This window comes from Roseburia sp. AF02-12 (assembly GCF_003461765.1).
GTDB classification, from domain to species: Bacteria; Bacillota; Clostridia; order Lachnospirales; family Lachnospiraceae; genus Roseburia_C; species Roseburia_C amylophila.
Genome location: NZ_QTXS01000005.1, coordinates 2,984 through 3,430, shown reverse-complemented (window position 1 = coordinate 3,430; position 447 = coordinate 2,984). Strand labels below are relative to the sequence as shown.

The following is a 447-nucleotide window of genomic DNA, read 5'->3' as shown; positions in this document are numbered from 1 at the left end:
TGTATCACGGATTGGATTAACCGATACCATTCTTGGGTCTCCTGTTACTCCTGCATAAACATCCTGACCACCTTCTACTGTATTTGAAAAGCCATATGCTGCTGTTCCTGCGCCAATTGCCATTACTCCTACGGTAGCCACTAAAGGAAGTGCCATACCACAGGTTGCTACGACAAGCATTCCTCCCAGAATCATGGTTCCGACTCCGACAAGTGTTTTCACAATGCCTTCTTCTGTTCTCAGTCGGATAGATTCCTGCCACTGCTGTTGCTGCAGTTCATAGAACTCCTCACAGGAGTTTACCCTGTCCTTCACCTGCTCGAGATATGTACTTAACATTCCATCCATCATCTGTGCCAGTTGGAAGGACTCTGTTGCATTCACAACCGATGCATCATATGCACTGATTGTAGCACTACTGCCACCTAACTGTCCACCAATAATACT

General features: G+C 46.3%; 1 pseudogene. It reads right to left on the bottom strand.

The features are described from left to right. Positions 1-447, bottom strand: a pseudogene (locus DV740_RS14875) (hypothetical protein); the annotation flags it as partial.